Raw genomic sequence first — 23883 nt, 5'->3', positions numbered from 1 at the left:
CGAACTCAGCAGTGAAACGATGCATCGCCGATGGTAGTGTGGGGTTTCCCCATGTGAGAGTAGGTCATCGTCAAGATTAAATTCCGAAACCCCAATTGCGAAAGCAGTTGGGGTTTTGTTTTGGGCGGTTGAAAAGCATGTCCTTTGCAACCGCTAGCTCAATCCCGAAGATCGCCACCCTAAAGCAGGCGTTTCGAACATGCTCAAAGTTTCAAATATCGCTCTATTCAGGGCTTTTAAGACAGATATCCACTCACCAGTCGAACCTTGCGCATGATCCAGGTTCACAGGTGGTGCGCTGTGTATTTATCACCACGCTATGTACCTCGCCGCCACGCAGTCAGCGTCTGAGTGGGTAAGCAAAATAATCCCCGGAAATGGCTCATGCCGTCTGTCCGGACCCAACCATCGCGGACTATCATGCGATAGCCCTGTCCCCTCACTGCAAGGAGCCGCTCGGAACGCCGATGCGCCAGATCTGGAAATCTTTTCGAGCCCTTTATTTCGCCTCCTTGATGATGTTGATCGGCTCCGGCCTGCTTAGCACTTATCTGGCATTGCGCCTGGCGGCCGACCATGTCGACAGCCTGTGGGTGGGTGCGCTGATGGCGGCCAACTACTTTGGCCTGGTGCTGGGTGGCAAGATCGGGCACCGTTTGATCGCCCGTGTCGGGCATATACGCGCCTACGCTACCTGCGCCGGGATCGTCGGCGCGGCGGTGCTGGGTCATGGTCTGATCGATTGGCTGCCTGCCTGGATCGTGCTGCGGATGATCGTGGGCCTGGGGATGATGTGCCAGTACATGGTCATTGAAAGCTGGCTCAATGAACAGGCGGATGCCAAGCAGCGTGGCGTAGTGTTCAGCGGCTATATGATCGCCTCCTACCTTGGTCTGGTGCTGGGTCAACTGATACTGGTCATGCATCCCCATCTCGGGCTTGAATTGCTGATGCTGGTAGCGCTGTGCTTTGCCCTGTGCCTGGTGCCGGTGGCCATGACCCGTCGTATCCACCCGGCGGCGCTGCATCCGGCGCCGATGGAGCCGCGTTTCTTTATCAAGCGTGTGCCACAGTCGCTCAGCACAGTGCTGGGCGCTGGCCTGATCGTCGGCTCGTTCTACGGCCTGGCGCCGCTCTATGCCTCACAGCAAGGGTTGACGACCGAGCAAGTCGGTTTGTTCATGGGGTCCTGCATTTTTGCCGGACTGCTCGTGCAGTGGCCGCTGGGCTGGTTGTCGGACCGCTATGATCGCGCGCTGCTGATCCGCTGCTTTGCCTTGTGCCTGGCGGTGGCGGCGTTGCCCCTGGCGATCATGACTCAGGTCCCGCTGGAAGTGCTGTTCGTGGCGGGCTTTTTCTGTTCGCTCGTGCAGTTTTGTCTTTACCCGTTGGCCGTGGCTTTTTCCAACGATCATGTGGAAGGTGATCGCAGGGTATCGCTGACGGCCATGTTGCTGGTGACTTACGGAGTGGGTGCCAGTATCGGCCCGCTTCTGGCGGGTGTGCTGATGAAGCTGTTCGGCAGCCAGATGCTGTACGCGTTTTTCAGCCTGTGTGCGTTGATCCTGGTTTGGCGTATACGGCCGAAGGCGGTGACCAACTTGCATCAGGTAGACGACGCACCGCTGCATCACGTGGCAATGCCTGACAGCATGTCCAGCTCGCCGTTGGTGGCCGCGCTTGACCCGCGGGTAGATGAACAGGTAGTACAGGAGCAGATGCAGACCCCTGTTCCTGACCCGGAACCCGAACCTGCCGTCGACGAGCCGGCTGCAGAGATTGCGCCTGAGTCAACCGACCCGGAAGAACATCCCCATGACTTGAGCCGAGCGCGCCCCTGAACGAAAAACGGGCAGATCCTATGAGGGTCTGCCCGTTTTATACTGAGTGTTCAAGGCTTAGAAGTCGTCGTCTTTGTCGAAGCGGCGAGCTTCACGTTGCAGCTGATACACAAAGCGTTCTACTTGGCGCTGCACTAAACCGCTCATGTTATGAAAGCGCACGCCGGCAAAAGTGGTGTTGATCCTGTCTTCGAAATGCAGGTAACGCAACTCGACAGAGGTGGTCATGCTGCCGAATGGCAGCGCGGCGATGAAGCGGTCATAGACCTGGCCCAGTTGCAGGCGTTCGGTGATATCGCCTTCAAAGCGCAATTTGCACCCAGTGGCCGAAATGTCGAGCAACTTGCCGTTGATCGGAGCCTTAAGCTTTTCGCCACCCAGTTCAATATTGACCAATTGCGCCAACTTCAGGGCCGCGCGGAATGCATCACGACGCTGATGATAGACCACCTCGCTGGGCATGCTGCCCCTGTAGATACGGTGACCATCCTTCTCGCTGATGCTCAGCGTGCCATTACTGTCCCAGGCAACCCTAACGCCATCATGGAAACCTTCGATGCGGAACGGTTCGCCATTTTCGAGGTGACGCTCACCGTCACGTGGAATCATCTCGTCCAGTACCAACGTCTTGCTGTCTTTGTCGATATCTACAAGATAGCTCTGGAAGCGTTGGCTGCGTTCATGGAACGTGATGATCAAAGGATCATGGCTGTCTTGAAGCATTCGCAGCGTGCTGGCGATTTCCAAAGGCGTGGTAAGAACCTTCGGTGGCTGCGGTGCATCTTCCGCATTAAGGGTGTTGAACACGGTTGTTCCATCTCCAGGCAAAATACGACTACACGCAAGAACCGGCATTTTGCCAGTATGTAGCGCACCTTGGATAGGCCGCGCTGTAAACCGCTGTCAGGCTTGGCTGCGGGTGCTTGGCTTGATCAGGCGAGAAGTGGAGCCTTGGGCGTTATACAGGGCCGGAGGCTCACCGCCGTGAAGAATACGTAACTGGTTGGCTGTGGTGGCTTGCTGAAGCTGAATCGACTGGCCGTTGAGCAGGTTGGCTTCCTGGCACTGGGTCAGCAGCTGATTGAGTGCTTTGCTTTGCGCCAGCAACTGATCGCCGACCGAGGAGTGACTTGCCAGTTGTGCCAGGCCGTCGTGATCGGCAGGCAGGCCCAGGCTGATGAGAATCTCGCTGCGCTTCTTGCCATGCTGTTCGAGCAGCACAATCAGTGACTGTTTGCGCGCGAGTATTTCTTCGAGCAAAGGCATGTCCCGACCATACAAGGCCAGGGACTCTTCTTTAAGCAGCTCGAGCAATTGTTGCGTCGGCGCCAGATCATCAATGATCAGTTGAAGCAAATGTTCGTCGTGGTGCATGGCTGGCCTTGGGTTTTAAGCGTCCAGAAGCCCAGCGCAGGCCTTTGCCTAGCGCTCGGCTTCGAAGTTAAGCAGCTTGCTGGCTACGCGGTTGCTGTCGACGGTATAAGTGCCATCGGCGATTGCCTGTTTCAACTCGGCCACACGGGCTTTATTGACAACCGGTTGATCGCGCAGCGAGTCAGTGACCTTCTGCAACTGCTGAGCCTCATTACTCAGGTGTACCGACTCCCCACTCTGGCTGGCACTCGCCTGTTCTGCCTTGGCGGGCAGGGGCTGAGACTTGGCTTCTACGTTTTCCTTGCTGGTAGTACGCGCAGTGCCTGATGTCGTCGGGGTGTTATTTAAACGGCTGAAATCGATGACCATGATAAAAAACCTCTGGGTATTTGGACGCTTGCCATGTTTTCGGCAATACCCGGGCAAACTTTAGGCGCGAATGACAATAAATCTCCACACGGGAAATTCCATGCACAGTGTAGGAAAACCTGGCGCCCTGTACCACTAATCTATAACGCCACCTCGACCTGGCCTGGGGCCGTCACCCGCGCCTTGATCACGCGGTTGGAGTTGAGGTTCTTGACGCGAATCTGTTCGCTCATGCCGCCGTTGGACAGTGCTTCTCCCGGCATTTTTACATTCAACCCGCCGCTGCTGGCGGAAATCACTACCTGATCACCTTTACGGATGACCTCTGCCTGCTCCAGATGAACCAGGGTAATCACCTGATCGGTGACCACTGGTCGGGTGAGCCGCTGCCCGATTGCCTGGTCCAGGGAGGTCAGGTAACCCTGACTGATCAAGCTGATATCCCGTTCACGCAGTACAACATCGTCATCGCCAATGATGCCGGTACGCTTCAACGGTCGCGCCACCACGACCACGTCGCGGAACAACTTGACTTGAGCCGGCACAAACACAGTCCAGGGTGAGGCGCCTTCACAGCGTACTTTTACGGTGACACGGCCAATGGGCTGGGCCGGGCTTTCCAGGGTGGCTGTCAATTCCTTGTCACACATCGGCATGCGCAGGCGCGGGTCCAACTGGTTGACCTGGATCTCATAACGTCCCGGTGTCTGTGTGGTCTCCAGATAATCTTCTACAGTGTATTCAAGAAAGCCCTGGGTGACGCCGATAAGTAGATCAGGCAGGGTGACGTTATCGGCGCGAGCCGTGACACCCACACCCCAGACAAGCAGCGCCATCGCGGCGCAGAGCAATCTGCGGTACTTTGGGCGGCAAGCGCGGCGGGAAACTGTCGTTTTAATATCCATAGCCAACCAAATAGCAAAGCTCGTGCCGTTTAGTGTTGGGTACGCATCGTACCTCTGGGATTTAGGAGTCTGGGCATGGCAGGTGTAATGGATTCAGTAAACCAGCGCACACAGCTGGTAGGGCAGAATCGCCTGGAGTTGTTGCTTTTTCGCCTGGACGGCAAGCAACTGTACGGCATCAACGTGTTTAAAGTGCGCGAAGTGCTGCAGTGTCCCAAGTTGACGATCATGCCCAAGTCCAGTCCGGTGGTGTGTGGCGTCGCCAATATCCGTGGCGCGACCATCCCCATTCTTGACTTGGCAATGGCCACCGGCTCCGCGGGTTTGCAGGACCGCCAGAGCCCGTTCGTGATCATTACCGAGTACAACACCAAGACCCAGGGGTTCCTGGTGCGCTCGGTGGAACGTATCGTCAACATGAACTGGGAAGAGATTCATCCGCCGCCCAAGGGCACCGGCCGCGATCATTACCTGACGGCTGTGACGCGGGTGGATAACCAACTGGTGGAAATCATCGACGTGGAGAAAATCCTCGCCGAGGTTGCGCCCACTTCGGAAACCATTTCCGTCGGGGTGGTGGATGCCGAGACGGCACACAAGGCGATATCCCTGCGCGTGTTGACGGTGGACGACTCCTCTGTTGCGCGCAAGCAGGTCACGCGTTGCCTGCAAACCGTCGGCGTCGACGTGGTGGCCCTCAATGACGGGCGCCAAGCCCTGGATTACCTGCGCAAGCTGGTGGACGAAGGCAAGAAGCCGGAAGAAGAATTCCTGATGATGATTTCCGACATTGAAATGCCGGAGATGGACGGATACACCCTCACGGCTGAAATACGCAGCGATCCACGCATGCAAAAATTGCACATCATCCTGCATACTTCGTTGTCGGGGGTATTCAATCAGGCCATGGTCAAGAAGGTTGGTGCAGATGACTTTCTGGCCAAGTTCCGGCCTGATGACCTCGCATCCCGGGTAGTCGACCGGATCAAGGCAGCAGATCACGGCTAGGGCATTTTCCCCTGGCGGTCACACGATTTAAGAGGCGGTACCATTGTCTACGGGTAATTTGGATTTCGAACAATTCCGGGTCTTCCTGGAAAAAGCCTGTGGCATATTGCTCGGTGAAAACAAGCAATACCTGGTATCCAGCCGTCTCAACAAACTGATGGAACAGCAGGGCATCAAGTCCCTGGGTGAGTTGGTTCAGCGGATCCAGGGGCAGCCGCGCAGCGGGCTCAAGGAGATGGTGGTCGATGCCATGACCACCAACGAAACCCTGTGGTTTCGCGATACCTACCCCTTTGAGGTGCTCAAGAACAAAGTGCTGCCGGAAGCCATCAAGGCCAGCCCGGGCCAGCGCCTGCGTATCTGGTCGGCGGCCTGCTCCTCGGGGCAGGAACCCTATTCGATCTCGATGTCCATCGACGAGTTCGAACGGACCAATATGGGTCAATTGAAAGCCGGCGCGCAAATTGTGGCGACGGACCTGTCCGGCAGCATGCTTACCAACTGCAAGACCGGTGAATACGACAGCCTGGCTTTGGGCCGAGGCCTGTCGCAAGAACGTCTGCAGCGCTACTTTGACCCGAAAGGGGCTGGGCGCTGGGCGATCAAGGCGCCGATCAAGAGCCGCGTCGAATTTCGCTCGTTCAACTTGCTCGACAGCTACGCCAGCCTGGGCAAGTTCGACATGGTGTTCTGCCGCAACGTGCTGATCTACTTCTCGGCCGAAGTGAAGAAGGACATCCTCCTGCGCATCCATGGCACGCTCAAGCGCGGCGGGTATTTATTCCTCGGCGCTTCAGAAGCCTTGAATGGCTTGCCGGATCACTACCAGATGGTGCAGTGCAGCCCGGGAATTATCTACCAAGCCAAATAACAACGTTTACGCGGTAAAAATGTGGGAGGGGGCTTGCCCCCGATGGCGGTGGGTCAGTCAGCTATTCATGACATGACACACTGCTATCGGGGGCAAGCCCCCTCCCACATTTGTTTCGCGGCAATTTCAACGATGGCGGCAATCCTTCCCTTGCCGCTTTACTGGCGCCACGCGGAAAGCACTTGCCGCTTTTCTGGCATTGCCGCCGGCAAATCTTCCCACAACCCCTTGATACACGGGCTTTCACCGGATTGGCATGCACCTTGCTATAACCCTGCTAACGAACAGCAGGTCAGCCTAAAGGTTTCCGCCATGAGCATCAGCTTCGATAAAGCGCTCGGTATCCACGAACAAGCCCTGGGCTTCCGCGCCCAGCGTGCCGAAGTCCTGGCCAACAACATTGCCAACGCCGACACCCCGAACTACAAGGCTCGGGACCTGGACTTCTCCGCCGTGCTCGCCGCACAGCAGGACAAAACCAAGAACGGCACCTTCGCCTTGAACATGACCAACAGCCGTCATATCGAAGCGCAAGGCCTGAGCAGTGGTGACGAGTCGCTGCTGTATCGCACGCCGATGCAGCCGTCGATCGACCAGAACACTGTCGACGCTCAACTGGAACAATCGAACTACGCCGAAAACTCGGTGAACTTCCAGGCCAGCTTCACCCTGCTCAACAGCAAATTCAAAGGGCTGATGTCAGCCCTGCGTGGAGAATAAGCCATGTCCCTGTCCAGTGTTTTCAATATTGCCGGCAGTGGCATGAGCGCGCAGACCACGCGTTTGAACACTGTCGCCAGTAACATCGCCAACGCCGAGACCGTGTCTTCGAGCATTGATCAGACTTACCGTGCCCGTCATCCGGTGTTCGCCACCATGTTCCAGGGCGGCCAGAGCGGCGGCAGTGACTCGCTGTTCCAGAACCAGGATGCAGCTGGGCAAGGCGTGCAGGTGCTGGGTGTGGTCGAAGACCAGAGCAACCTCGAAGCACGTTACGAGCCCAACCATCCGGCCGCGAACGAAAAGGGTTATGTCTACTACCCCAACGTCAACGTGGTCGAGGAAATGGCCGACATGATCTCAGCCAGCCGCTCGTTCCAGACCAACGCGGAAATGATGAACACCGCCAAAACCATGATGCAGAAGGTCCTGACCCTGGGTCAGTGATAAGGGGCGCCAAATAATGGCCATCGTTGATACGTCGAACAACTCGGCAGTCCAGGACCTGTTCAACTCCAAGGTCAAGGACGCGTCAAATAATGTAGCGAATGTTTCCAAGGCCGCCACCGGCAATCAGGCGTTGGGCAAGGATGCATTCCTGCAACTGCTGGTCACCCAGCTGAAAAACCAGAACCCGTTGTCGCCACAGGATAACGGCGCGTTCGTGGCGCAGTTGGCGCAGTTCAGCAGCCTGGAAGGCATCAACACCCTGAACGACTCGGTGAATAACATCTCGAGCAACTTCAGCTCGTCCCAGGCGCTGCAGGCTTCGTCGCTGGTGGGGCGTTCGATCATCACCCAGACCGACAAGGCACTGGTCGATACCAGCAAAAGCATGACCGGTTCGGTGGCGGTGACGGCGGCGACAGGCAATGTCTCGGTCAAGATCGCCGACAAGGACGGCAATGTGGTGCGCACCCTCGATATGGGCGCCCAGAGCGCGGGTTCGTCGGACTTTATCTGGGATGGCAAGAACGACAACGGTGAGGTCGCTCCAGCGGGTACTTACACCTTTGCGGCTTCCACCAAGAGCGACAAAGGTGACGCGGTTGCCCTGGCCACTTCGCTGCCGGCCACGGTAACCAGCGTAACGCTGAGCAAGACCGGCGGCGAAATGCTGCTCAACCTTGCCGGCGGCATGGGCAGCGTCAAGCTGTCGCAAATTCAGACTATCGGTACATAGAGCCGGCTAACAACGGCAGAGGGAGAGAAACATGTCTTTTAATATCGGCCTTAGCGGCCTCTATGCGGCCAACAAACAACTGGACGTGACCGGCAACAACATCGCTAACGTGGCGACCACGGGCTTCAAGTCGTCCCGTGCGGAATTCGCCGACATCTACGCGGCGTCCAAACTGGGCACCGGGCAGAACAGCATCGGCAATGGCGTGAACCTGGCGGCGGTGTCGCAGCAATTCACCCAGGGCGACGTGAATGGCAGCGGCGGCATTCTGGACATGGCGATCCAGGGCGGCGGCTTCTTCGTGCAGAAGGGCAGCGACGGTTCGCTGGAGTACACCCGCAGCGGTGCCTTCCGTGCCGACAAGGACGGCTTCATCACTAACAACACCGGTACCTCGCGCCTGCAAGGTTACGCGGCGGATGATGACGGCAAAATCATCAAGGGCGGCCTGACCGACCTGCAACTGAACCTGACGAACTTGCCGCCCAAGGCCTCCACCAAAGTGGACTCCACCAGTAACCTGAACTCCTCGGAGCCGGTGATCGATCAAACGGCCAAGCCGTTCGATCCCACCAAGACCGATACCTTCACCACGCAATACAGCACCACCTTGTACGATTCCCAGGGCAACGCCCACCCGATGGTGCAGTACCTGGTGAAAACCGACGGCAACAAATGGAATGCCTACACCCTGATCGACGGCCGCAACCCTGATGGTTCGGCCCCGACGGGCACCCCATCGACGGCGCCTGTTCCGTCGACCCTGACCTTCGATGGCGCGGGCAAGCTCACCAGTGTGGTGACCAGTGGTGTATCCGACAAGACCCTCACCGTCGCCGGCTGGGTTCCGGGCACAGTGACCAATGGTGTGTGGAAGGCCAACGGTGCGGATGCCAACCCGGGTGGGGTTACCGTCAACATGGCCAACATTACCCAGTACAACTCGGCCACCTACCGTAACCCTCCGGTCACCGACGGCTATGCCACCGGCCAGATTACCGGGCTGAAGATCGACGGCAACGGCGTAATGTTCGCCACCTTCAGCAACCAGCAGAGCAAGGCCATCGGCCAGATCTCGCTGGCCAGCTTCAACAACGAACAAGGCCTGCAACCCGCCGGCAGCACCACCTGGAAAGAGACCTTCGCTTCGGGCCAGCCGGGTTACGACACCCCGCAAGCCGGCACCCTGGGCTCGATCGTGGCCAACTCCCTGGAGAACTCCAACGTCAACCTGACCAATGAGTTGGTGGACCTGATCAAGGCCCAGAGCAACTACCAGGCGAACGCCAAGACCATCTCCACCCAGAGCACCATCATGCAGACGATCATTCAGATGACGTGATGCTGTTGGTTTGCCACGAAGACGAAAAAGCCCCTCGATCGAGGGGTTTTTTTTGCTTTTTTTAAATTGCTCCCCTTCTGCGCTATCTGACGGTCATGTGATTGCACATTTTTATTGGAACTGCCTACACCGTTCTTCTCACTCATCGAAGCGAACAGGTTTTGATGAAAGGGGAACCGTATGTGGGGGGGATCGGTAACAAGCCAAAAGGATTATGCGTATTTCGAAAGTAGCAACGGGATACCACGTGTTGAAGAAACCAAAGACAGCACGGATACCGATAAGGACGCCATCTTAAAGCTGCTAAAGGAGCTGGAAGATGCTCAGAAAACCTCCAAGAGCCAGACTGTTCAGGACTTGCGTAACAAGCTTAATGATTTGCGTGAAAAGTTGGGCGAGGACAAGTTCAAGGAGATTATCGAAAAACTGAAGAAAGACGCTCCTTACAGTTGGCTTGAGTTTCTGAAAGCATTGTTTCCAGAGCTGTTTCCTGATGATGTATCTACTGGTGCTGAGTCGCAGCTGGGTGGTAGTGGGGGAGGCGGCGGTGGCAGCGGTCGCTATCTGGGCGGTGGGCTAGGAGGCGGCATCAATGCTGGCGGGACGCTGGGGCTCGGGGAGAAAGTGGGTAACTTGCCGGTTACGGCAGGGACGAATCAAACCAATTTCGAGCCAGGTAGCTACAAACCCGGTGAGATGCCGAGCAATCTCTTTTCTGGCGCCTATCAGGGTCAGGAAGGCAATTGCGGTGCTATTTCAGCGTGTAAGGCCATGATCGCGCAGTTCGGCCCGGCCGGTGTGTTTAAAGATATCAAACGGGATGCTTCGGGTAATTATGATGTGACTCTCAAAAACGGTAATCATGTCCAGGTTACACAGGCACAGTACCGTGAGTCAGCAGCACGGGCTCAACTACAAGGACAGGATCCGAAGCTGCTCGGATTCATGAATTTAATGTTGGCCGTGAATAACGTTCAGGCAATGAGGCAGCGAAATGATGGGATTTCAGGAAGTAGTTTCAGCGAAGCCATTAACAGCATCAATAACGGTGAGTGGGCTGTGGAGACTTTTAATCGATTGGGCTATGGGAATCTTATAGAGAGGGTCAGCCCTTCGCAATTGGCTGCGGGCAGAGTCGGTACCTTGGATAACAACACGCATTCGCTCGCCGTGTTGAATCGTAGTGAGGATCGATGGGGTACCAGGTACGGTAACGTAAGGACTGATCCCAATTTGATAGCCTGGGGGTTCAAGCGGGAATATGCGTAATTAAAAACAGGCAGTGCGTGCAACCTATTCTGGTAGCTGTGCTCGCCAGGTCCCTATGACAAGCAAGTACAAGAAAAAGCCCCCTGTGAGCCCTCTGGGATCCAGGGCTTACAGAAGGCTTTTTTCCAATTAAACCTGAGTGAGCCTCAGCTTACTGGCAAGCCTCACAATCCGGCTCGTCAATCGCACAAGCCTTCGGCACTGGCGCCGGACCGGCTGGCGCGGCGAGCACCGAATCATCACCGTGGTTGCCGCTGGAAACAGCGTTCAGCTTGCCGGTGTTGATGGTCGACTTCTCGGTGCTGGTCGCGGCCAGGGCACGGAGGTAGTAAGTGGTTTTCAGGCCACGGTACCACGCCATGCGGTAGGTCACGTCCAGCTTCTTGCCCGAAGCGCCGGCGATGTAGAGGTTCAGGGACTGTGCCTGGTCGATCCACTTCTGACGACGGCTGGCGGCGTCAACGATCCACTTGGTGTCCACTTCGAACGCGGTCGCATAGAGCTCTTTGAGTTCCTGCGGGATGCGCTCGATCTGCTGCACGGAACCGTCGTAGTACTTGAGGTCGTTGATCATCACCGAGTCCCACAGGCCGCGGGCTTTCAGGTCGCGAACCAGGTACGGGTTGATCACGGTGAATTCGCCCGACAGGTTCGATTTCACATACAGGTTCTGGTAAGTCGGTTCGATCGACTGCGAGACGCCGGTGATGTTGGCGATGGTCGCGGTCGGTGCGATGGCCATGATGTTGGAGTTACGAATACCTTTCTGCACACGGGCACGTACCGGCGCCCAGTCCAGGGATTCGTTCAGGTCAACGTCGATGTACTTCTGCCCACGTTGTTCGATCAGGATCTGTTGCGAGTCCAGCGGCAGGATGCCCTTGGACCACAGCGAACCCTGGAACGTCTCGTAGGCGCCGCGCTCGTCGGCCAGGTCGCAGGAAGCCTGTATCGCATAGTAGCTGACCGCTTCCATGGACTTGTCGGCGAACTCGACGGCCGCATCCGAACCGTAAGGAATGTGCTGCAGGTACAACGCGTCCTGGAAGCCCATGATGCCCAGGCCGACCGGACGGTGCTTGAAGTTGGAGTTCTGCGCCTGTGGCACCGAGTAGTAGTTGATGTCGATCACGTTATCCAGCATGCGCACGGCGGTGTTGACGGTGCGTGCAAGCTTCACGGTGTCCAGCTTGCCGTTGACGATGTGATTCGGCAGGTTGATCGAGCCCAGGTTGCAAACGGCGATCTCGTCCTTGTTGGTGTTCAAGGTGATCTCGGTGCACAGGTTCGAGCTGTGCACCACGCCCACGTGCTGCTGCGGGCTGCGCAGGTTGCACGGGTCCTTGAAGGTCAGCCATGGGTGGCCGGTTTCGAACAGCATCGACAGCATCTTGCGCCACAGGTCTTTGGCCTGAATGGTCTTGAACAGCTTGATCTTGCCAGGGTACTGGGCCAGGGCTTCGTAGTACTCGTAGCGTTCCTCGAAGGCCTTGCCGGTCAGGTCGTGCAGGTCCGGTACTTCGGACGGCGAGAACAGGGTCCACTGGCCGTCATCGAAGACGCGCTTCATGAACAGGTCCGGGATCCAGTTGGCGGTGTTCATGTCGTGGGTACGACGACGGTCATCACCGGTGTTCTTGCGCAGCTCAATGAACTCTTCAATGTCCATGTGCCAGGTTTCCAGGTAGGCACACACAGCGCCTTTGCGCTTGCCACCCTGGTTCACGGCAACGGCGGTGTCGTTGACTACTTTGAGGAACGGCACAACGCCCTGGGATTTACCATTGGTGCCCTTGATGTACGAACCCAGTGCACGCACCGGGGTCCAGTCGTTGCCCAGGCCGCCGGCGAATTTGGACAACATGGCGTTGTCGTGGATCGCGTGGTAGATGCCCGACAGGTCATCCGGCACGGTGGTCAGGTAGCAGCTCGACAGCTGTGGACGCAGGGTGCCGGCGTTGAACAGGGTCGGGGTCGACGACATGTAGTCGAAGGACGACAACAGGTTGTAGAACTCGATCGCGCGGTCTTCCTTGTGCTTCTCTTCAATCGCCAGGCCCATGGCCACGCGCATGAAGAACACCTGCGGCAGTTCGAAGCGGATACCGTCCTTGTGGATGAAGTAACGGTCGTACAGGGTCTGCAGGCCCAGGTAGGTGAACTGCTGGTCGCGCTCGTGGTTGATCGCCTTGCCGAGTTTTTCCAGGTCGAAGGTGGCCAGGATCGGGTTCAGCAATTCGAATTCGATGCCCTTGGCGATATAGGCCGGCAGGGCCTTGGCGTACAGCTCGGCCATCTCGTGGTGGGTGGCGCTGTCGGCCACGCCCAGGAAGCCCAGGCCTTCGGCGCGCAGGGTATCCATCAGCAGGCGCGCGGTCACGAACGAGTAGTTCGGCTCGCGTTCAACCAGGGTACGGGCGGTCATCACCAGGGCGGTGTTGACGTCGGTGAGGGCCACGCCGTCGTACAGGTTCTTCAGGGTTTCGCGCTGGATCAGGTCACCGTCGACTTCTTCCAGGCCTTCGCAGGCCTCGGTGATGATGGTGTTCAGGCGGCCCAGGTCCAGCGGCGCGAAGCTGCCGTCGGCCAGGGTGATGCGGATCGACGGGTGCGCTTGCACAGCTTCGGCCGAGGGCGCGTGCACGGCACGTTCCTTGGCGCGCGAGTCGCGGTAGATCACGTAGTCGCGGGCAACTTTCTGCTCGCCGGCACGCATCAGGGCCAGTTCGACCTGGTCCTGGATTTCTTCGATGTGGATGGTGCCGCCCGATGGCATGCGACGCTTGAAGGTCGCGGTGACCTGTTCGGTCAGGCGCGCGACGGTGTCGTGGATGCGCGACGAAGCGGCAGCGGTGCCGCCTTCAACTGCAAGAAACGCTTTGGTGATAGCGACGGTGATTTTGTCATCGGTGTAAGGAACGACAGTGCCGTTACGCTTGATCACGCGCAATTGGCCAGGTGCGGTGGCGGACAGATCCAGATTCGAATCAGCGGCCTGCGGCACGGAGCCCTGCGGGTTCTCGCGAGTTGTGTCGGTTTGCATGGGGGGTTGTCTCCACGTTCTATATTTGATTGCGAGTGCCAGGCTTTCCTGCAACACCCGTACCGTTTTCCATGTCATGGATGAAAAACAGCTGCCATCCGCGTGAGCGGTTTGGTCTACTGAAAATCGGTTGGTTCCACGCTGCGCCAGCAATAAAACGCTTGAATTTCGAGCCGCTTATGTGGTTGGGCGCTTGTCTCAAAAACCCTACATGTAGGGTCTGTTGAAGTGCCGAGGTACAAGATAATGCGTTTTACGGGTGTTAGCAACGCACTAGCCTGTGGATAACGCTGTGGGTAAAATGTGTAAGAAAGGGTGAATAGGGGTGTAGGCCGCATTACTGCTGGATTGCGCCGTTTGTCATTAAATGTTTCGAGGCCAAAACAAGCTGGCCATTTTCGAAGGGCGCGAACCCTATCACAAACAAACGCGATCTCCGAATGGATTTCCAGGCTTGTGTTCAACGGTTGGCGCGTGGCTACAATCCACCTCGGGTATGCCCTCAAAACATGACAAAGAGGGTATGCCTGATGAAGATCAGAATGTGGGAGGGGGCTTGCCCCCGATATCGGTGGATCAGTAATAGATGTATTGCCTGACACGCCGCAATCGGGAGCAAGCCCCCTCCCACAGTGGTTATCGATAGCGCAACGAGGATCACCCATGGGTCAGGAAGCCTGGCAGATATTGATCATCGAGGACGACGAGCGACTCGCCGAGCTGACCCGCGAGTACCTGGAGAGCAACGGCCTGCGGGTGTCGGTGGAGAACGACGGTGCCCTGGCGGCGGCGCGCATCGTCGCCGAGCAACCGGACCTGGTGATCCTTGACCTGATGCTGCCGGGCGAAGACGGCCTGAGCATCTGCCGCAAGGTACGCCCGCGCTATGACGGCGTGATCCTGATGCTGACGGCGCGCACCGATGACATGGACCAGGTGCTCGGCCTGGACATGGGCGCCGATGACTACGTGTGCAAACCCGTGCGCCCGCGCTTGTTGCTGGCACGTATCCAGGCCCTGCTGCGGCGCAGCGAACCGGCGGCAGCGGTGGTGGTGGAGCACCAGCGCCGCCTGCAGTTCGGCCCGCTGGTGGTGGACAACGCCTTGCGCGAGGCCTGGTTGCACCAAAGTGGCATCGAGCTGACCAGTGCCGAGTTCGACCTGCTGTGGCTGTTGGTGGCCAATGCCGGGCGCGTTCTCTCGCGCGAAGAAATTTTCATCGCCTTGCGCGGCGTCGGTTACGACGGCCAGGACCGTTCGATTGATGTGCGCATCTCACGTATCCGCCCCAAGATCGGCGATGACCCGATCCACCCGCGCCTGATCAAGACCATCCGCAGCAAAGGCTACCTGTTCGTGCCCGAAGCCGCTGCCGACATGCCGCTGTGAACTCGATCTTCCTGCGCATCTACGGCGGCATGTGCGCCGCGCTGATCCTGGTCGCGCTGCTGGGGGTGCTGGCCCTGCACTTGCTCAACGATGTGCGCAGCGGCCAATACCGCGAGCGCCTGGCCCACGGCACGTTCGCACTGATGGGCGACAATCTGCAGCCCATGAGCGGCATCGAGCGCCAGCGTGCATTGGCCGTGTGGGAGCGATTGCTAGGCATTCCGCTTGAGTTGCGCACCTTCACCGACGCACACCTGGACATGGGCCAGCGCAAACGCCTGCAACGTGGCCAGGTCCTGGTGCAGCAGACGGGCCCCCATGCCGCGCGGGTAGTGCGTCTGGTCAGCGAACAGGAACAGCTGGTGCTCACCGGCGAAGTGCAGCAGATCAGCGAACAGTTGGCCCGCGCCACTATCTACCTGCTGGCCGACGAACTGGTGCGGTTTCCGGTGGACGAGCAGCCGCAACGTTTGGCTGACCTCAAGCACGCCAAGGGCTTTGGTTTCGAGATGCACCTGATGACCCTCGACCGGGCCGATATGGACGACGACCAGCGCCGTCGCGTGGCGGAAGGCGATACGGTGATGGCCCTGGGCAAGGGCGGTGATTCGATTCGCGTGTTTGCCGGCATGGTCGGCACGCCCTGGGTGCTGGAAATCGGCCCGCTGTATCAAATGAACCCGTACCCGGCGCAATGGCTGATCCTGATCGCGTTGATCGGCCTGACTCTGATCGGCCTGATCGTCTACCTGTTGGTGCGTCAGCTCGAGCGTCGGCTCAAGGGCCTGGAGGCGGCGGCTACGCGCATCGCCAAGGGCAATCTGGAAGTTCGCGTACCGGCGCGAGGCGCCGATTCGGTGGGCCGGTTGGCGGCGGCGTTCAACGGCATGGCCGAACACTTGCAGCAATTGCTGGCGATTCAGCGTGAATTGGTGCGCGCAGTGTCCCACGAGCTGCGCACGCCGGTCGCGCGCCTGCGCTTCGGTCTGGAGATGCTGGGCAATGCCACCACCGCCGAGGCCCGGCGCAAATACCTGGAGGGCATGGACGGCGATATCCAGGACCTTGACGGCCTGGTCGATGAGATGCTCACTTACGCGCGCCTGGAGCAGGGCGCGCCGGCGTTGGATTTCCAGCGCGTCGACCTCGATGCGTTGCTCGACCAGGTGATCGGCGAATTGTCGCCACTGCGCCCGCACGTCAACGTCACTCGGGGGATTTGCCCGTCACCGGCGCATCCGGCGCACGCCTGGGTGGATGCCGAACCCCGCTACCTGCATCGCGCGCTGCAGAACCTGGTCAGCAATGCCATGCGCCACGCCAAGGGCCAGGTGTTGATCAGTTATCAGGTAGGGCAGGTGCGTTGCCGTATCGACGTGGAGGACGATGGCCCCGGCGTACCGGAAAGCGCCTGGGAACGCGTGTTCACCCCGTTCCTGCGCCTGGACGACAGCCGCACCCGCGCCTCGGGCGGGCATGGCCTGGGCTTGTCGATCGTGCGGCGGATTATCTATTGGCACGGCGGCCGGGCGTTGATCAGCAAGAGCAACAACCTGGGCGGGGCGTGCTTCAGCCTGAGTTGGCCCAGAGATCAGGGAAAACCCTGACACCGCCATCGGGAGCAAGCCCCTCCCACAGGGGAATGCATTGCAAATGTGGGAGGGGGCTTGCCCCCGATAGCGGTCTATCAGGCGCCAACCGCCACCAGGCTCAACAACTGCTCCCCATCCACCCTGAACTGCCCCTCCAATTCCTTGCCATGACACCACTCACTGGACAGGTCCGTCAGCAACCGCAGCCGCACATACCCTGCCTGCGACCACTCCACCACCTCGGCATGCTCAAAATAAAAACGCTTGCGCACGAGAGGGTAGAGCGCCTTGAACAGACTCTCCTTGACCGAAAACGTCAGCGTCACCAGCAGGGCGGTGTGCTCGCGCGGTAGGCTGGCCATGCGTTGCACTTCATCGCCGGTAAGAATCTCCCCCGCCAGGCGTTCGGCCCGTTCCAGCGTCAGCAGGTTCTCCAGGTCCATCCCCAGCCCGCGCCACTGCGCCTTGTGCCCGACAATCGCCGCAGCGTGCCCGGTGCTGTGGGTGATTGAACCACTGATATGCCTTGGCCAGATCGGAGCGCGGTCCTCACCGATGGCCGGAATGCAGTCAAGGTTATCGAGTCGTCGCAGCGCTTCGCGGGCGCACAGGCGGCCGGCGAGGAATTCCGCCTGGCGCTTGGCTACCGAGCGCTGGATGCTCGCCGGCGGCGGCACGGCGCTGCGCTGGAAATCACTGGGGTTCAATAAGGCCGGATCGAATCGCGTGCTCAGGAACACCGTGCCCGGCAAGGGCGCAGGCAGCGGCCAGTCGGCATCGAGTGGGGTACAGCAGGCGGGTAGGGGCGTCATGCGCGACATTTTGCCGAGTTGACGCGTCAGTGCATAGTCCGTCGTGCATGGCCGGTTGCGGTTCAGGCCGGGTTCAGAGCCCGTTCAGGGGGAGTTCAGGGGCGCTTGCGTAGTGTGGACCCACAGCCTGAACGCTTACGAGGTAACCACCATGACTGCGATCAAGAAACTGTTGTTGGCGTTGACCATGCTCAGTGCCACTGCCGGTGTGCAAGCCAGCGATAGCACTTTTGCCGCCTTTGGCCGAGAGAAAAGCAAAAAAGCCAGCAACCTGATCCATCGTGTCAGCTTCGAAGAGGTGAACGTTCAGGCCGCGCCGTGGGGCCAGTCGCTGGTCACCGCGCCTCAACCGGGTTACCGCACCGGTTACGCGCCTCTGTCTGGCCAATACAATGGCATTAAACTGCGCCCGCAAGACCTGCAGGGCCGCTATGATATCCCTCGCTCGGACTGTTGAATTGCCTTGGAGAGCCTTATGAAATTGCTGGTGGTGGAAGATGAGGCGCTGTTGCGTCATCACCTGTTTACCCGCCTGACCGACAGCGGCCACGTCGTCGAAGCCGTGGCCAATGCCGAGGAAGCCCTGTACCAGACCGGCCAATTCAACCATGACCTGGCGATCATCGACCTGGGCCTGCCCGGCATGGGCGGCCTGGACCTGATCCGGCAACTGCGCACCCAGGCCAAGACCTTTCCGATCCTGATCCTGACCGCCCGCGGCAATTGGCAGGACAAAGTCGAAGGCCTGGCTGCCGGTGCCGACGACTACGTGGTCAAACCGTTCCAGTTCGAAGAGCTGGAGGCGCGAATGAACGCCTTGCTGCGCCGCTCCAGCGGTTTTACCCAGTCCACCATCGTCGCCGGGCCCCTGCTGCTGGACCTCAATCGCAAACAAGCCTCGCTGGACGAACAACCGCTGGCGCTGACGGCCTATGAGTACCGCATCCTTGAATACCTGATGCGCCATCATCAGCAGGTGGTGGCCAAGGACCGTTTGATGGAACAGCTCTATCCAGATGACGACGAGCGCGACCCAAACGTCATCGAAGTGCTGGTCGGCCGCCTGCGCCGCAAGCTGGAAGGCCCGGCCGGGTTCAAGCCGATCGACACCGTGCGCGGCCTGGGCTACCTGTTCAATGAGCGCTGCCGTTGATTCGCTCGCTCCGTGTGCGCCTGATGCTGGCTGCCGCCACCCTGGCGGTGCTCTTCATGCTGGGCTTGTTGCCCGCCATGCAAGGTGCTTTCAGCCTGGCGCTGCAGGATTCCATCGAGCAGCGCCTGGCATCGGATGTCACCACCTTGATCTCTGCGGCGCGCGTGGAAAATAACCGGCTGCTCATGCCGGCGCAGTTGCCCGATGAGCGTTTCAACCTGACCGACAGTCGCCTGCTCGGCTATATCTACGACCGTGAAGGCCACCTTGTGTGGCGTTCGCGGGCGACCCAGGAAGAAAACATCAACTACAAGCCGCGCTACGACGGGCGCGGCAACGAATTTGCGCGCATCCGCGAGGCCAACGGCCAGGAGTTCTTCGTCTACGACGTCGAGGTCCGCCTGTTGGGCGGCAAGAGCGCGGCGTTCAGCATCGTCGCCCTGCAACCGGTGCGCGAGTACCAATTGACCCTCGAAGGCCTGCGCGAGAATCTCTATCTGGGGTTCGGCGCGGCGTTGCTGGTGCTGTTGACGCTGCTCTGGCTCGGCCTGACCTGGGGCCTGCAGGCCCTGCGGCGCCTGAGCCAGGAACTGGACCAGATCGAAGGCGGCACTCGCGAAAGCCTCAGCGAAGAGCACCCCCGGGAATTGCTGCGCCTCACCGGTTCCCTCAACCGTTTGCTGCACAGCGAGCGTGAGCAGCGGGCGCGCTACCGCGACTCCCTGGATGATCTGGCCCACAGCCTGAAAACCCCGCTGGCGGTATTGCAGGGTGTGAGCGAAGACATGGCCCAGCGCCCCGAGGAGCGCAGCCAGGCCTGGGTGCTGCAGTCGCAGATCGAGCGCATGAGCCAGCAGATCGGCTACCAATTGCAGCGCGCCAGCCTACGCAAGAGCGGCCTGGTCCGTCACCAGGTACGCCTGGAACCGGTGCTGCAAAGCCTGTGCGACACGTTGGACAAGGTTTACCGGGACAAGCGCGTCACCGTGTCCCTCGACCTGCCGGACGCGTGCGACGTGCCCATCGAGAAAGGCGCCCTGCTCGAGATGCTCGGCAACCTGCTGGAAAACGCCTACCGCCTATGTGTGAAGCAGGTCCGCATCAGCCTCGTGGAACACCTGGACGGCAGTGAACTGTGCATCGAAGACGACGGCCCCGGTGTGCCACCGGACCAGCGCGCACGGATTCTACAGCGCGGCGAACGGCTTGATCGGCAGCACCCGGGGCAAGGCATCGGGCTGGCGGTGGTCAAGGACATCATCGAAAGTTATCACGCGCGGCTGACCCTGGGTGATTCGGCGCTGGGTGGCGCGGCGTTCAGGATTCACTTTCCGGCCTTGTGAGGGGGTTGGCGAACGCCCACCTTTAAACTTCCTGAGCGCGATACGCCCCCGGCGTCAACCCTGTCCACTTATTGAACGCCCGATGCCCCCAGGGCAGCGCGGGCGCAGTGACTGGCGATGGTGCGTTCACGCATGACAGGGCCTGGTCCATGGAGCGGCCGATGGTAGCTATCGCCTGGCGGGTCACAAGGCGGATATCCGCCAAATTGTAGGACGAGGCGGGTTGGGCCGGCGGAAAACCGCCACCTTGTTGCGCGCCTGACGGGCCACGGCAAGCCGCCAACCCTGATGTCTAAAGGCTTTCATCGGTTTCAGACAAAGTGGCACGCTGTTTGCGATAAACATCACAGCGCAGGATTGTTCCTACAGGCCTCGCCAACAACAAATCCCTCCAGTGCAGGAGGGTTCGCAATTCAAGTGTCGTGGGCAATGGCGGATATTTGCCACACGGTGCGATTGAGGAACTTTGCAATGACGACTCGTCAGCCACTCTACAAATCCCTGTATTTCCAGGTGATCGTCGCAATCGTTATCGGTATTTTGCTCGGTCACTTCTACCCGCAGACCGGCGTGGCCCTCAAGCCACTGGGTGACGGCTTTATCAAGCTGATCAAAATGGTCATCGCCCCGATCATCTTCTGCACCGTGGTCAGCGGCATCGCTGGCATGCAAAGCATGAAATCGGTGGGCAAAACCGGCGGCTACGCGCTGCTGTACTTCGAAGTCGTTTCCACCATTGCGTTGCTGATCGGCCTGATCGTGGTCAACGTCGTGCAGCCGGGCGCCGGCATGCACATCGACGTGGCAACCCTGGATGCGTCCAAAGTCGCTGCCTACGTGACCGCCGGTAAAGACCAGAGCATCGTCGGCTTTATCCTCAATGTCATCCCGAACACCATCGTCGGCGCCTTCGCCAACGGCGACATCCTGCAAGTGCTGATGTTCTCGGTGATCTTCGGTTTCGCCCTGCACCGCCTGGGTGCCTACGGCAAGCCGGTGCTGGACTTCATCGATCGTTTCGCCCACGTGATGTTCAACATCATCAACATGATCATGAAGCTGGCGCCCATCGGTGCGCTGGGCGCCATGGCATTCACCATCGGTGCCTACGGTGTAGGTTCCCTGGTGCAGCTGGGTCAGTTGATGATCTGCTTCTACATCACCTGCGTGCTGTTCGTGGTGGTAGTGCTGGGCGCGATCTGCCGCGCCCACGGCTTCAGCGTGTTGAAGCTGATTCGCTATATCCGCGAAGAGCTGCTGATCGTGCTGGGGACTTCGTCTTCGGAATCCGCACTGCCGCGCATGCTGATCAAGATGGAGCGTCTGGGCGCGAAGAAATCCGTGGTTGGCCTGGTGATCCCGACCGGTTACTCGTTCAACCTTGACGGTACGTCGATCTACCTGACCATGGCCGCCGTGTTCATCGCCCAGGCGACCGACACCCACATGGACATCACCCACCAGATCACCCTGCTGCTGGTGCTGCTGCTGTCCTCCAAGGGCGCTGCGGGCGTGACCGGCTCGGGCTTCATCGTGCTGGCTGCCACCCTGTCGGCTGTCGGCCACCTGCCGGTCGCCGGCCTGGCGCTGATCCTGGGTATCGACCGCTTCATGTCCGAAGCCCGCGCGCTGACCAACTTGGTCGGTAACGCTGTTGCCACCATCGTGGTTGCCAAGTGGGTCAAGGAACTGGACACCGACAAGCTGCAAAGCGAGCTGGCATCCGGCGGTACCGGTATCTCCGAAACCCGCGAAATCGACGACCTGGGCGTGGCCGAAGGCCCTGCACCTGTGGTCAAGTAAGCTGCAGATGGCGTGAACTAACGCCGACAGCCACACACAAACGCCCCGACTGGTTCGGGGCGTTTGCGTTTCTGGCGCGTCATGGCAGTGGCTTTTGTTTTACAGTAAATGAATCGGTTGAAACGCTTGCGGGAGGTTTTGTGGACAGTGTGGATCTGAATGTCTTGCGCAGCGTGCTTGAGTGGCGCCGCGCCGGGCAACGCGTGGTGTTGTACAGCGTGGTGCAGACCTGGGGCAGCGCGCCGCGCCCACCGGGGGCGATGTTGGCCTTGCGTGGCGACGGGGTGGTGATCGGCTCGGTGTCCGGCGGTTGCATCGAGGACGACTTGATCGCGCGCTTGCAGGATGGCCGTTTGCCCGACGATGGCCCGCCGGTGCAGTTGGTCACCTACGGCGTCACTCGCGATGAGGCGGCGCGCTTCGGCCTGCCCTGCGGCGGCACCCTGCGCCTGACCGAAGAGCGGGTGGACGACTGGGCGTGGGTCGCGCAATTGCTGGCGCGCTGCGAGGATCATCAAATTGTTGCGCGGGAGCTGGACCTGGCCACTGGCAAAGTGACCCTCAGCGCCGCGAGCAAGACCGATGCAGTGACCTTCGACGACCGGTGCCTGCGCGCCATCTATGGGCCACGCTGGCGCCTGCTGTTGATCGGCGCCGGGCAACTGTCGCGCTACGTCGCAGAAATGGCGCGCCTGCTCGATTTCGAAGTGCTGATCTGCGACCCGCGTGAAGAGTTTGTGTATGGCTGGGAAGAACACCATGGCCGCTTCGTGCCGGGCATGCCCGATGAAGCGGTGCTGAATATCCAGACCGATGAACGCACGGCGATTGTCTGTCTGACCCACGACCCACGCCTGGATGACATGGCCTTGCTCACGGCGTTGAATTCCAGCGCGTTCTACATCGGCGCCCTCGGTTCGCGGGTCAACACTCAGAAACGACGGGAAAACCTGGCGACGTTGGGGCTGTCGGCAGAAGCGATTGCGCGTTTGCATGGGCCCATCGGCTTGCACATCGGCAGTCATACACCAGCGGAAATTGCCCTGTCGCTGATGGCGGAAATTGTTGCGATCAAGAACGGCGTGGCGGCCCTGCAGAAAAAGCCGCTGGCGGCGGTTGCCCAGTGACAGTGACGGCGATCGTGCTGGCGGCGGGGCAGGGCAGTCGCTTTCGTGCCGAAGCCGGGGCTGACAGGGATAAGTTGCTGGCAGATTGCATGGGTTTGGATGGTGTGACGCGAGCGGTTATCGAGCAGGTGTTGGTGAACCTGCCGGCAACGCTTGCTGAGCGCTGGGTGGTGACGTCACCGGAACGCCTTGAGGTGATTCGGCTGGCTGAGGCACAGGGTTGTAAGGTCCTGCTGCTGGAATCGGCCGGTATGGGCGATAGCATTGCCGCAGCCGTTGCGGCCAGTGCTTCGGCAGAGGGCTGGCTAGTGGTGCTGGGGGATATGCCGTTTATTCGTTCCGCGACGATCGAGCGTGTGCTGGCCGATCCGGCAAGCATCACTGTGCCGGTGCATGCCGGACAGTATGGGCATCCGGTGGCTTTCGGCCGTGTATTTGGGCCTGCATTGATGGCGTTGTCCGGCGACCGTGGCGCGAAGGCTTTGTTTGCATGGGCACAGGTGCGGGGCGTGCAGGTGGATGATCCTGGCGTGCTATGGGATGTGGATGTGCCGCAACAGTTGAGTTTCAGTGCCGACTGAATGTGGGAGCAACTGTGATCGTTCCCACGCGGAGTGAACTGACCCCACAAAGCTGGACGATTTTCTGTCTACGCCTGAGCGGCCTGAGTTCTGTATTCAACAGGACTCAGGCCGTTTAGCTTCAATCTGATACGCGAGTGATTGTAATACTGGATGTA

At 59.4% G+C, this 23883-nt stretch carries 23 protein-coding genes and 1 rRNA gene; 17 read left to right on the top strand and 7 right to left on the bottom strand.

Annotation, left to right across the window (positions count from 1 at the left end; all coding sequences use genetic code 11):
• A 5S ribosomal RNA gene (rrf, locus tag TU82_RS29680) occupies positions 1-76 on the top strand; the annotation flags it as partial.
• Positions 77-467: 391 nt separating this feature from the next.
• On the top strand, positions 468-1841 hold the full coding sequence (locus TU82_RS27205) for an MFS transporter (RefSeq protein ID WP_057726464.1): 1374 nt from the start codon (positions 468-470) through the stop codon (positions 1839-1841).
• 57 nt (positions 1842-1898) lie between these two features.
• Here TU82_RS27205 and TU82_RS27200 read toward each other — a convergent pair whose 3' ends face one another.
• From TU82_RS27200 to flgA, 4 genes are all read right to left on the bottom strand, one after another.
• Positions 1899-2648 carry a flagellar brake protein gene (locus TU82_RS27200; RefSeq protein ID WP_057726462.1) on the bottom strand — a complete coding sequence of 250 codons (750 nt, stop codon included), beginning with the start codon at positions 2646-2648 and terminating at the stop codon, positions 1899-1901.
• A 96-nt stretch (positions 2649-2744) separates the two neighbouring features.
• The gene (locus TU82_RS27195) at positions 2745-3215 is read right to left on the bottom strand and encodes a flagella synthesis protein FlgN (protein ID WP_057726460.1); all 471 of its coding nucleotides are present in this window, start codon (positions 3213-3215) and stop codon (positions 2745-2747) included.
• Between the two features lie 48 nt (positions 3216-3263).
• Entirely contained in the window at positions 3264-3584 is a 321-nt protein-coding gene (gene flgM, locus TU82_RS27190; RefSeq protein WP_057726458.1) for a flagellar biosynthesis anti-sigma factor FlgM, read from the bottom strand.
• A 140-nt stretch (positions 3585-3724) separates the two neighbouring features.
• Positions 3725-4489: a flagellar basal body P-ring formation chaperone FlgA gene (gene flgA / locus TU82_RS27185; RefSeq protein WP_057726457.1), complete on the bottom strand. Its 765-nt coding sequence runs from the start codon at positions 4487-4489 to the stop codon at positions 3725-3727.
• Between the two features lie 75 nt (positions 4490-4564).
• Between flgA and TU82_RS27180 the strand changes: the two genes are divergently transcribed.
• The 7 genes from TU82_RS27180 to TU82_RS27150 all read left to right on the top strand — a co-directional run bounded on the left by TU82_RS27180 (position 4565) and on the right by TU82_RS27150 (position 10882).
• Positions 4565-5497 carry a chemotaxis protein CheV gene (locus TU82_RS27180; protein ID WP_057726455.1) on the top strand — a complete coding sequence of 311 codons (933 nt, stop codon included), beginning with the start codon at positions 4565-4567 and terminating at the stop codon, positions 5495-5497.
• Between the two features lie 43 nt (positions 5498-5540).
• Positions 5541-6368, top strand: coding sequence for a protein-glutamate O-methyltransferase CheR (gene cheR / locus TU82_RS27175; RefSeq protein WP_057726452.1), 828 nt, complete (start codon positions 5541-5543; stop codon positions 6366-6368).
• A gap of 312 nt (positions 6369-6680) precedes the next feature.
• Complete coding sequence (flgB, locus tag TU82_RS27170) at positions 6681-7088, top strand: flagellar basal body rod protein FlgB (RefSeq protein WP_057726450.1); 408 nt, start codon at positions 6681-6683, stop codon at positions 7086-7088.
• Between the two features lie 3 nt (positions 7089-7091).
• Entirely contained in the window at positions 7092-7535 is a 444-nt protein-coding gene (flgC, locus tag TU82_RS27165; protein ID WP_024076985.1) for a flagellar basal body rod protein FlgC, read from the top strand.
• Between the two features lie 16 nt (positions 7536-7551).
• Positions 7552-8271 (top strand): flagellar hook assembly protein FlgD, encoded by a 720-nt coding sequence (flgD, locus tag TU82_RS27160; protein ID WP_057726448.1) that lies wholly within the window; start codon positions 7552-7554, stop codon positions 8269-8271.
• 31 nt (positions 8272-8302) lie between these two features.
• Entirely contained in the window at positions 8303-9613 is a 1311-nt protein-coding gene (gene flgE, locus TU82_RS27155; protein ID WP_057726446.1) for a flagellar hook protein FlgE, read from the top strand.
• Positions 9614-9793: 180 nt separating this feature from the next.
• Positions 9794-10882, top strand: coding sequence for a hypothetical protein (locus TU82_RS27150; RefSeq protein ID WP_057726444.1), 1089 nt, complete (start codon positions 9794-9796; stop codon positions 10880-10882).
• A 151-nt stretch (positions 10883-11033) separates the two neighbouring features.
• Here the strand turns inward: TU82_RS27150 and TU82_RS27145 are convergent, their stop codons facing one another.
• Entirely contained in the window at positions 11034-13925 is a 2892-nt protein-coding gene (locus tag TU82_RS27145) for a ribonucleoside-diphosphate reductase subunit alpha (RefSeq protein ID WP_057726442.1), read from the bottom strand.
• Between the two features lie 663 nt (positions 13926-14588).
• Here TU82_RS27145 and TU82_RS27140 point away from each other — a divergent pair.
• The gene (locus TU82_RS27140) at positions 14589-15314 is read left to right on the top strand and encodes a response regulator (protein ID WP_057726440.1); all 726 of its coding nucleotides are present in this window, start codon (positions 14589-14591) and stop codon (positions 15312-15314) included.
• On the top strand, positions 15311-16921 hold the full coding sequence (locus TU82_RS27135; RefSeq protein WP_057726438.1) for an ATP-binding protein: 1611 nt from the start codon (positions 15311-15313) through the stop codon (positions 16919-16921). Before TU82_RS27140 ends, TU82_RS27135 begins: the two co-directional genes overlap by 4 nt.
• Positions 16922-17001: 80 nt before the next feature.
• Here TU82_RS27135 and TU82_RS27130 read toward each other — a convergent pair whose 3' ends face one another.
• Complete coding sequence (locus TU82_RS27130; RefSeq protein WP_057726467.1) at positions 17002-17718, bottom strand: 4'-phosphopantetheinyl transferase family protein; 717 nt, start codon at positions 17716-17718, stop codon at positions 17002-17004.
• Between the two features lie 151 nt (positions 17719-17869).
• Between TU82_RS27130 and TU82_RS27125 the strand changes: the two genes are divergently transcribed.
• The 6 genes from TU82_RS27125 to TU82_RS27100 all read left to right on the top strand — a co-directional run bounded on the left by TU82_RS27125 (position 17870) and on the right by TU82_RS27100 (position 23725).
• Positions 17870-18175, top strand: coding sequence for a hypothetical protein (locus TU82_RS27125; RefSeq protein ID WP_057726466.1), 306 nt, complete (start codon positions 17870-17872; stop codon positions 18173-18175).
• Between the two features lie 18 nt (positions 18176-18193).
• Positions 18194-18871 (top strand): response regulator, encoded by a 678-nt coding sequence (locus TU82_RS27120; protein WP_010208358.1) that lies wholly within the window; start codon positions 18194-18196, stop codon positions 18869-18871.
• A complete protein-coding gene (locus TU82_RS27115; RefSeq protein WP_057726436.1) occupies positions 18868-20214 on the top strand; it encodes an ATP-binding protein in 1347 nt (448 codons plus the stop codon). Before TU82_RS27120 ends, TU82_RS27115 begins: the two co-directional genes overlap by 4 nt.
• Before the next feature lie 471 nt (positions 20215-20685).
• Positions 20686-22017 carry a dicarboxylate/amino acid:cation symporter gene (locus TU82_RS27110; protein ID WP_057726435.1) on the top strand — a complete coding sequence of 444 codons (1332 nt, stop codon included), beginning with the start codon at positions 20686-20688 and terminating at the stop codon, positions 22015-22017.
• Between the two features lie 140 nt (positions 22018-22157).
• Positions 22158-23144, top strand: coding sequence for an XdhC family protein (locus TU82_RS27105; protein ID WP_057726433.1), 987 nt, complete (start codon positions 22158-22160; stop codon positions 23142-23144).
• Complete coding sequence (locus TU82_RS27100; protein ID WP_057726431.1) at positions 23141-23725, top strand: nucleotidyltransferase family protein; 585 nt, start codon at positions 23141-23143, stop codon at positions 23723-23725. The genes TU82_RS27105 and TU82_RS27100 overlap by 4 nt, the downstream gene beginning before the upstream one ends.
• Positions 23726-23793: 68 nt before the next feature.
• On the opposite strand, the gene TU82_RS28495 is transcribed toward TU82_RS27100, so the two are convergent.
• On the bottom strand, positions 23794-23883 hold a 90-nt coding region (locus tag TU82_RS28495; protein WP_141234481.1), incomplete at its 5' end, for an IS3 family transposase.

The sequence above is a fragment of the Pseudomonas orientalis genome (assembly GCF_001439815.1).
In the GTDB taxonomy this organism is placed as follows: Bacteria; Pseudomonadota; Gammaproteobacteria; order Pseudomonadales; family Pseudomonadaceae; genus Aquipseudomonas; species Aquipseudomonas orientalis.
This window is presented reverse-complemented; position numbering and strand designations above follow the sequence as displayed.